Origin of the sequence: Streptomyces longispororuber (assembly GCF_014656095.1) — a bacterium.
In the GTDB taxonomy this organism is placed as follows: Bacteria; Actinomycetota; Actinomycetes; order Streptomycetales; family Streptomycetaceae; genus Streptomyces; species Streptomyces longispororuber.
Window position 1 is genome coordinate 1 of sequence record NZ_BNBT01000031.1, and the last position, 9179, is coordinate 9179.

Sequence of the window (9179 nt, forward strand, 5' to 3'; positions counted from 1 at the left end):
CAGCTCGGGCAGCGCGCCGAGGAGGGCGCTGGGCCGGGCCGCGGTGAACGCGGGCGCGAACCGCTCCCAGTCGACGTCGGCCACGGTCAGGCACGTCTCGTCGGCGGCGAGGGCCTGGACGAGCGCGCCGACGGCCAGGTCCGGGTCGAGGAGCCGTACGCCGCGGCGGCGCAGGTGCTCCTCGGCCTCGGCGGTGGCCGCCATGCCGCTGCCGCCCCAGGCGCCCCAGGCGACGGAGGTCGCGGTGAGGCCGCGGGCGCGGCGGTGCGCGGCGAGCGCGTCGAGGAAGGTGTTGGCGGCGGCGTAGCCTGCCTGCCCGCCGCTGCCCCAGACGGCGGCGATGGAGGAGAACAGGACGAAGGCGTCCAGGTCGGTGTCGCCGAGCAGGTCGTCGAGGTGGGCGGCGCCCGCGGCCTTGGCGGCCAGCGCCTCGGCGAGGTCCGCCGGGGTGGTGTCGGTGAGGGCGAGGGCCGGGCTGACCCCGGCGGCGTGGAAGACGGCGCGCGGGGTGCGGCCTTCGGCGGCCAGCTCGTCGAGCAGGTGCCGCAGCGCGTCCCGGTCCGCCACGTCGCAGGCGGCGACGGTGACCGCGGCCCCCGCCTCCTCCAGCTCCGCGACGAGTTCGGCGGCGCCGGGCGCGTCGAGGCCGCGGCGGCCGGTGAGCACCAGGTGCTCGGCGCCCTCGCGGGCGAGCCTGCGGGCGACGTGGGCGCCGAGGGCGCCGGTGCCGCCGGTGATCAGGGCGGTACCGCGCGGCGTCCATGGAGCCTCGGCCCCCGTCGGCCGCGCGGGGGCGTGGACGAGGCGGCGGCCGAAGAGGCCCGGGCCGCGCACGGCGAGCTGGTCCTCGACACCGGTGCCCGCCTCGGCGGGGATGCCGGTCAGGGCGGTGGCGAGGCGGGCGCGGGCCCGCGCGTCGACGGTCCCGGGCAGGTCGACGAGGCCGCCCCACAGGTCCGGGTGCTCCAGCGCGGCGACGCGGCCGAGACCCCACAGCAGGGCCTGGACGGCGCCCGCCGGGCGGTCGCTGCGGCCGGTGGTGACGGCGCCCTGGGACACCGCCCACAGGCGTGCGGTGGTGTCGGTGTCCGCCAGGGCGCGGACGAGGGCGACGGTGCCCGCGAGCCCGGCGGGGACGGCCGGGTGGTCCGCGAGGGGCGTCTCGTCGAGGGCGAGGAGGGAGACGACACCGGCGAGCCCGGAGTCCCCCGTGTGCTCGCGCAGCCGCCCGGCGAGGGCTTCCGCGCTCACCTCCCCTGCTGGTACGCGCAGTTCGACGGCCTCGGCTCCGGCGGAGGCCAGCGCCTCGGTGACGCCGGACGTCCACGGGTGCGCCACGGCCCCCTCGGGGACGACGACCAGCCAGCGGCCGGTGAGGGCCGGGGCGGGGAGGCCGCCCGTGAGCGGCTTCCAGGTGACCTGGTAGCGCCAGTTGTCGACGGTGGACCGCTCGCGCCGCTGCCGCCGCCAGGACGACAGGACGGGCAGGACGGCGCCCAGCTCGGCGGCGGACTCCCCGGTCACCTCCAGCTCGGCGGCCAGCTCCTCCAGGTCCTCGCGCTCGACGGCCTCCCAGAAGCGGGCGTCGGTCCCGTCCGCCGCGGGCGCCGCCGCCGCGGGCGTCCGGCCGTCGACGAGCCAGAAGTGCTCGTGCTGGAAGGCGTACGTGGGCAGGTCGACGGTGGCGGCGCCGGGGAACAGCGCCCGCCAGTCCAGTTCCACGCCGTGGACGTGGGCCGCGGCGACGGCGGCCGCCAGCTCGCGCGCGCCGCCGCCCTCGCCGTGGGGCGGGGAGGCGAGCACGGCCGTGGTGCCGCCCTCGGCCTCGGCGGCGGTACGCAGCGCGTCGAGGTGCACCGGGTGCGGGCCGACCTCGACGACGAGCCGGTGACCGGCGGCGAACAGACCGCCGAAGGCCTCCTCGAAGGGGGCGTCGTGCCGCAGGGCGCGCTGCCAGTGCCCGGCGTCCGCGAGGGCCGCGGCGTCGAGCCACTCCCCCGCGAGGGCGGAGTACAGCGGTACGCCGTCCGGGCGCGGCACCGGCGTGACGGGCACGGCACCGACGTCGGCGGACCGGCCCGAGGTCACGAGGCGGGCCGCGTCCCGCAGGGAGAGGGCACCGGCCACGCACGCGGCGGCGACCTCACCGGCGCCGTGTCCGGCGACGGCCGCGGGCGCCACGCCGGTGGCCTGCCAGAGGGCGGCCAGGGAGACCGACACGGCGAACAGGGCGGGCCGGGCCGTGTCGGCCCGCCCGGCGGCGTCGCCGTCCGCCGCCGCGGCCTCACCGGTCGGCGCCTCGGCGGTGTCGTCGTTCGACGCCACGGTGGTGTCACCGTCCGACGCCCCAGCGGCCTCACCGGTCGGCGCCTCGCCGGCGGCGTCGTGCAGCACCTCGAAGAGGTCCCAGTCCACGAACTCGGCGAGCGCGTCGGCGCACTCCCGCATCCGGGCGGCGAACACCGGGGAGGTGTCGAGGAGTTCGCGGACCGCGGCCGTCCACGGCGTGCCCCGGCCCGGGAAGACGTACAGGGGCCGGACGGGGCCGCCGTGCGCGCGGCCGGTCACGGCCCGCGGGGCGGCGGGTGCCCCCGCCGCCAGTGCCTGGAGCCCGGCGAGGAGCTCGTCGCGGTCCCGGCCGAGGGCGACGCCGCGGTGCTCGAACCGCGACCGGGTCACGGCCAGCGACCAGCCGAGGTCGGCCGGTGCGAGCGCGGCGTCGGCGCGCAGCCGGGCCAGCACGCGCTCGGCCTGGGCCCGCAGCGCCTCGGGGGACTTGGCCGACAGCGCCAGCGGCAGCACGGGCAGGGGCGGCTCGCCGCCGTCGGGGGCCCGGTCCGTGCGCGCGGGCTCGTCGGCCGGGGCCTGTTCCACGATGACGTGGGCGTTCGTCCCGCTGACGCCGAAGGCCGAGACGCCCGCGCGGCGGGGGGTGCCGTCGCCGTGCGCGGGCCACTCCCGTCCGTCGGTGAGGAGTTCGACGGCGCCCGCCGACCAGTCGACTTCGGAGGTCGGGGCGTCCACGTGCAGCGTCTTGGGCAGGACACCGTGGCGCATGGCCATGACCATCTTGATGACACCGGCGACACCGGCGGCGGCCTGCGTGTGGCCGATGTTGGACTTGATGGAGCCGAGCCACAGGGGCCGGTCGGCCGGGCGCTCCTTGCCGTACGTGGCGAGCAGCGCCTGGGCTTCGATGGGGTCGCCCAGGGTCGTGCCGGTGCCGTGGGCCTCGACGGCGTCCACGTCGGCGGCGGACAGCCCGGCGTTCGCCAAGGCGGCCCGGATGACGCGGCGTTGCGAGGGGCCGTTGGGGGCGGTCAGGCCGTTGCTGGCGCCGTCCTGGTTGACGGCCGAACCGCGGATCACCGCCAGGACCTGGTGGCCGTTGCGGCGGGCGTCGGAGAGGCGCTCGACGAGCAGCAGGCCCACGCCCTCGCCCCAGCCGGTGCCGTCCGCGGCCTCCGCGAAGGCCTTGCAGCGGCCGTCCGTGGCCAGCCCGCGCTGGCGGCTGAACTCCACGAAGGTGGCCGGGGTCGACATCACCGAGACGCCGCCCGCGAGGGCCATGGTGCACTCGCCCTGCCGCAGGGCCTGCGCGGCCAGGTGGAGGGCCACCAGCGACGACGAGCAGGCCGTGTCGACGGTGACGGCGGGGCCTTCGAGGCCGAAGGTGTAGGAGATGCGGCCGGAGGCGACGCTGGCGGCGTTGCCGATGCCGAGGTAGCCCTCGACCTCGTCGGGGACGTGGTCGATGCCGGCGGTGTAGTCCTGGCCGTTGGTGCCCGCGAACACGCCGATCCGGCTGCCGCCCAGGCCCGCCGGGTCGATCCCGGCGCGTTCGAAGGCCTCCCACGCGGTCTCCAGGAGGAGGCGCTGCTGCGGGTCCATCGCCAGGGCCTCGCGCGGGTTGACGCCGAAGAACTTGGCGTCGAACTGCCCGGCGTCGTACAGGAACCCGCCTTCACGGACGTACGAGGTGCCGGTCTGCCCGGCGTCGGCGTGGTAGAGCGCGCCGGTGTCCCAGCCGCGGTCGGCGGGGAAGCCGTCGATGGCGTCGACGCCCTCGGCGACCAGGCGCCACAGGTCCTCGGGGCTGGTGACGCCGCCGGGGAAGCGGCAGCTCATGCCGATGACGGCGAGGGGTTCGTCGGTGGCGGCGCCGGTCGCGGGGGCGGGCGGGGCGGTCGCCGTGCCGTCCCCGGTGCCGTCGGCGGTGTCGTCGCCGAACAGTTCGGTGCGCAGGTGGGCGGTGAGCGCGGCCGGGGTGGGGTGGTCGAAGACCAGCGTGGTGGGCAGCGTGAGGCCGGTGGCCGCGCCGAGCAGGTTGCGCAGCTCGACCGCGGTGAGGGAGTCGAAGCCCAGCTCGCGGAAGGCGCGGGTCACGTGGATGTCGTCCACGTCCGGGTAGCCGAGGACGTCGGCGGCCTGGCGGCGTACCAGCTCCAGGAGGGCGGCCTCGCGGTCCTCGGGCGCGAGCGCGGCGAGGCGGTCGGCGAAGGCGTTCGCGGGGGCGGGGCCCGCGGCGGCGCCCTGGTCCGTGGGCGGGGCGAGGGCCGCCCGGGCCTCGGGGATGTCCGTGAAGAGGCGGCTGGGCCGGGTCGCGGTGAAGCCGGGCGCGTACTGGCCCCAGTCGATGTCCACGACGGCGGTGAGGGTCTGGTCGTGGCCGAGGGTCTGGTGCAGGGCGGTGATCGCGAGGTCCGGGTCCATGGGCGGCATCACGCCGTGGCGCAGGCGCTCGGCCGCGGCGCCTTCGGCGGCCATGCCGCCACCGCCCCAGGGGCCCCAGGCGATCGACGTCGCCACGCGCCCCGCGGAGCGCCGGGTCTCGGCGAGGGCGTCCAGGGCCGCGTTGGCGGCGGCGTACGTGCCCTGGCCCGAGCCGCCGACGACACCGGCGAAGGACGCGAACAGCACGAACGCCGACAGGTCGAGGCCGGACGTCAGCTCGTCGAGGTGGCGGGCCGCGGTCACCTTCGCGCGGAACACGGCCGCCATCCGGTCCTCGGTGAGGCCGTCGACGACACCGTCGCCGAGCACGCCCGCGGTGTGGAAGACACCGGTGAGCGGCGCGTCGCCGGGGACCGTGGCGAGGAGGCGGGCCAGCGCCTCCCGGTCGGCGGTGTCACAGGCCGCGACGGTGACGCGGGCGCCCAGTTCCTCCAGCTCCGCGGCGAGTTCGGCGGCTCCGGGCGCGTCGGGCCCGCGGCGGCTGGTGAGCAGGAGGTGGCCGGCGCCCGCGCGGGCCAGCCAGCGGGCCACGTGCCCGCCGAGCGCGCCGGTGCCGCCGGTGACGAGCACGGTGCCGCGCGGGGCCCACTCCGTCCGGGGCGCGTCCCCCAGCGGGGCGCGCACGAGGCGGCGCCCGTACACGCCGGACCCGCGTACGGCCGCCTGGTCCTCCCCGTCCGGGGAGCCGAGGAGCCGGGCGAGGCTGCTGGCGGCGGTGGCGTCGGCGGCCTCGGGGAGGTCGACGAGGCCGCCCCAGGTCTGCGGGTACTCGAGGGCCGCGACACGGCCGAGGCCCCAGACGGCCGCCTGGGCCGGGTCGGCGGCGGCTTCCGTCGGCGTGGTGGAGACCGCGCCCCGGGTGGCGGCCCAGACGGTGGCGGTGCTGCCCGCGTCGCCGAGGGCCTGGAGCAGGACGGCCGTACGCAGCGCGGGGATCACCGCCGGGTCGGCGGTCACCACCGCGTCGGGCCTCTTCGCCGCGTCGGGGGCACCGGGCTCGGGCTCCTCCGCTCCGGGCAGCGCCAGGAGCGACAGGGCGCCGTCCCAGCGCGTCGCCTCGTGCTGCCGCAGCAGCTCCGTGAGGGCCGCGCGGTCGGTGCTCGCGGCGGCCGGGACGCGGACCACGGTGACGCGGGCACCGCCTGCGGCCAGGGCGCGTTCGGCGGCGGTGCTCCACGGCTGGTCGGCGCGGTCGGCGTGCCCGGCGGGGACCAGCAGGGCCCAGGCGCCCGCCGGGGCGGAGGCGTCGCCGGGCTGCGGGTGCAGGGGATTCCAGGTGACGCGGTAGCGCCACCCGTCGAGGGTGGACGCGGCGCGGCTGCGGCGCCGCCAGGCCGTGAGGGCGGGGAGCACCGAGCTCAGCGGGGCGTCGGCGGGGACGTCGAGGGCACCGGTGAGCTCCGCGAGGTCCTCGTGCTCGACGGCCTCCCAGAAGCGGTCCTCGACGCCGTCGCCGCCTGCGCCGCCCGCGGCCCGGTCCTGGGCGCCCTGGGTGACCGTGTCCAGCCAGTACCGCTGGTGCTGGAAGGCGTACGTGGGCAGGTCGACGCGGCGGCGCGCGGCCAGGGGCGCGTACCGCGGGGTCCAGTCGACGGTGGTGCCGCGCACGTGCAGCCGGGCGAGCGCGGTGAGGAAGGTGTCGGCCTCGGGCCGGTCGCGGCGCAGCGCCGGGACGAGTCCGGCCTGGGCCTCGGCGTCGGTGAGGGTGTCGTGGGCCATCGCGGTGAGGATCGCGTCCGGGCCCAGTTCGAGGAGGGTGGTGGCGCCGAAGCCGGTGAGGGCGCCCAGGCCGTCGTGGAAGCGGACGGCCTCGCGCACGTGCCGCACCCAGTACTCGGGGTCCTTCAGCTCGGCCGCGGCGGCGAGCCGCCCGGTGACGTTGGAGACGACGGGCAGCGTCGGGTCCTGGTACGTCAGTGTCCGCGCGACCTGCCGGAACTCGTCGAGCATCGGCGCCATCAGCGGCGAGTGGAAGGCGTGGCTGACCTTGAGCCAACGGGTCTTGCGGCCCTCGGCGCGGAGCTGGACGGCGAGGTCCTCCAGGACGCCGCGGTCGCCGGAGAGCACCACCTGGGCGGGGCCGTTCACGGCGGCCAGGCCCACCCACTCGGCGACGTCCTCCAGGAGCGGGGCGACGTCGGCCTCGGCGGCCTGCACGGCGAGCATGGCGCCGCCCCGGGGCAGCGCCTGCATCAACCGGCCGCGGGCGGCGACGAGTCGGGCGGCGTCCTCCAGGGACCACAGCCCGGCCACGTGGGCGGCAGCCAGCTCACCGATGGAGTGCCCGCCGACGATCTCCGGCCGTACGCCGAAGGACTCCGCAAGACGGAACAGCGCCACCTCCATGGCGAACAGCGCGGGCTGCGTGTAGCCGGTCTGCTCAAGGAGGTCGGCGTCGGTACCGAACATCACGCTCTGGAGCGAACGTTCTATCAAGTCGTCGAAGTGGTCGCACACCTCGTCCAGCGCCTCGGCGAACACGGGGAACGCCTCGTACAGTTCGCGGCCCATGCCCGGGCGCTGGCTGCCCTGGCCGGTGAAGACGACGCCCAGGCGGCCCTCGGTGACGGTACCGGTGACCGTGCCGGGGCCGGCGGGCCCGTCGGCGGCGAGGGACTCCAGGGCGGTGAGCAGCCGGTCGCGGTCCTCGCCGATGAGCACGGCCCGGTGTTCGAAGGCGGAGCGGCCGGTGGCCAGGGACCAGCCGAGGTCGGCGGTCCCGTCGGCGTCGGCGGCGAGGGCGGGGTCGTCGAGCAGCCGTTCGCGCAGCCGGGCGGCCTGGGCCCGCAGTGCCTTCGCGGTACGGCCGGACAGCGGCCAGACCGTGGGGCCGACGACGGGCCGCGCGTCCTGGCGGTCCTCCCCGGTCCGGTCGGCGGCCGACGCGCTGTCCGAGGTGGCGTCCGAGGCAGGGCCCTCCTCCGCCGGGCCCTGCGGGTCGGCGGCGGGGGCCTCTTCGATGATCACGTGGGCGTTGGTGCCGCTCACGCCGAACGACGAGACGCCCGCGCGGCGCGGCGCGTCCTCGCGCCCCGGCCACGCGCGGGCCTCGGTCAGCAGCTCGACGGCCCCGGCGGACCAGTCCACGTGCGTGCTGGGCCGGTCCACGTGCAGGGTCCGCGGCAGCAGGCCCTCGCGCATCGCCATGACCATCTTCATGACGCCCGCGGCGCCCGCCGCGGCCTGGGTGTGCCCGATGTTGGACTTCACCGAGCCGAGCCACAGCGGCCGGGTGCGGGGGCGTCCCTGCCCGTACGTGGCGAGCAGGGCCTGGGCCTCGATGGGGTCGCCCAGGGTCGTGCCGGTGCCGTGGGCCTCGACGGCGTCCACGTCGGCGGCGGTCAGGCGGGCGTTGGCGAGGGCGGCGCGGATGACGCGCTGCTGGGCGGACCCGTTGGGGGCGGTCAGGCCGTTGCTGGCGCCGTCCTGGTTGACGGCCGAGCCGCGTACGACCGCGAGGACCTCGTGCCCGTTGCGGCGGGCGTCGGACAGCCGTTCCAGGAGCAGCAGGCCGGCGCCCTCGCCCCAGCCGGTGCCGTCGGCCGCGTCGGCGAAGGCCTTGCAGCGGCCGTCCTCGGCCATGCCGCGCTGGCGGCTGAACTCGACGAACGCGGTGGGCGTGGTCATCAGCGACACGCCGCCCGCGAGGGCGAGGCCGCACTCGCCCTGGCGCAGCGCCTGCGCGGCCAGGTGCAGCGCGACCAGGGACGACGAGCAGGCGGTGTCGACGGTGACCGCCGGGCCCTCCAGGCCCAGGGTGTAGGACAGGCGGCCGGAGACGACGGCCGCGGTGTTGCCGGTGCCGGAGAAGCCCTCGACGCCCTCGGCTGCCTCGGCGACGACGGCGGTGTAGTCCTGGCCGTTGGTGCCGGTGAACACGCCGGTGCGGCTGCCGCGCAGGCTCAGCGGGTCGATGCCGGCCCGTTCGATCGCCTCCCACGCGGTCTCCAGGAGGAGCCGCTGCTGCGGGTCCATGGCGCGCGCCTCGCGCGGGGAGATGCCGAAGAAGCCCGCGTCGAACTCGTCGGCCGTGTACACGAACCCGCCCTCGCGGGTGTACGTGGTGCCCTGGTGGTCGGGGTCGGGGTGGTAGAGCCCGGCCACGTCCCAGCCGCGGTTGCGCGGGAACGCGGACACGGTGTCCACGCCGTCCCTGACCAGCCGCCACAGCTCCTCGGGGGTGCTCGCGCCGCCGGGGAAGCGGCAGCTCATCGCGATGATCGCGACGGGCTCCGCGTCCTTCGACTCGAGTTCGCGCACTCTCCGACGAGTCGTGTGCAGATCCGCCGTCACCTGCTTGAGAAGGCGGCGGATTTTGTCGTCGTTCACCATCTGGCCTAGCTCCTAGAGACAAGTCGGAGAGAGCGGTGCGGTGCCCCCGCCGCCGGGGCGGCGGGGGCGGCAGAGCGGGGATCGGTGCGGGGGCCCGCCGGGGCCGGGAGGGG

General features: G+C 77.4%; 1 protein-coding gene. It reads right to left on the bottom strand.

The features are described 5' to 3' along the window. The coding region (locus tag IE330_RS12980; protein ID WP_373314633.1) for a type I polyketide synthase at window positions 1-9063 on the bottom strand (9063 nt) is incomplete at its 3' end. Window positions 9064-9179 lie beyond the last annotated feature (116 nt).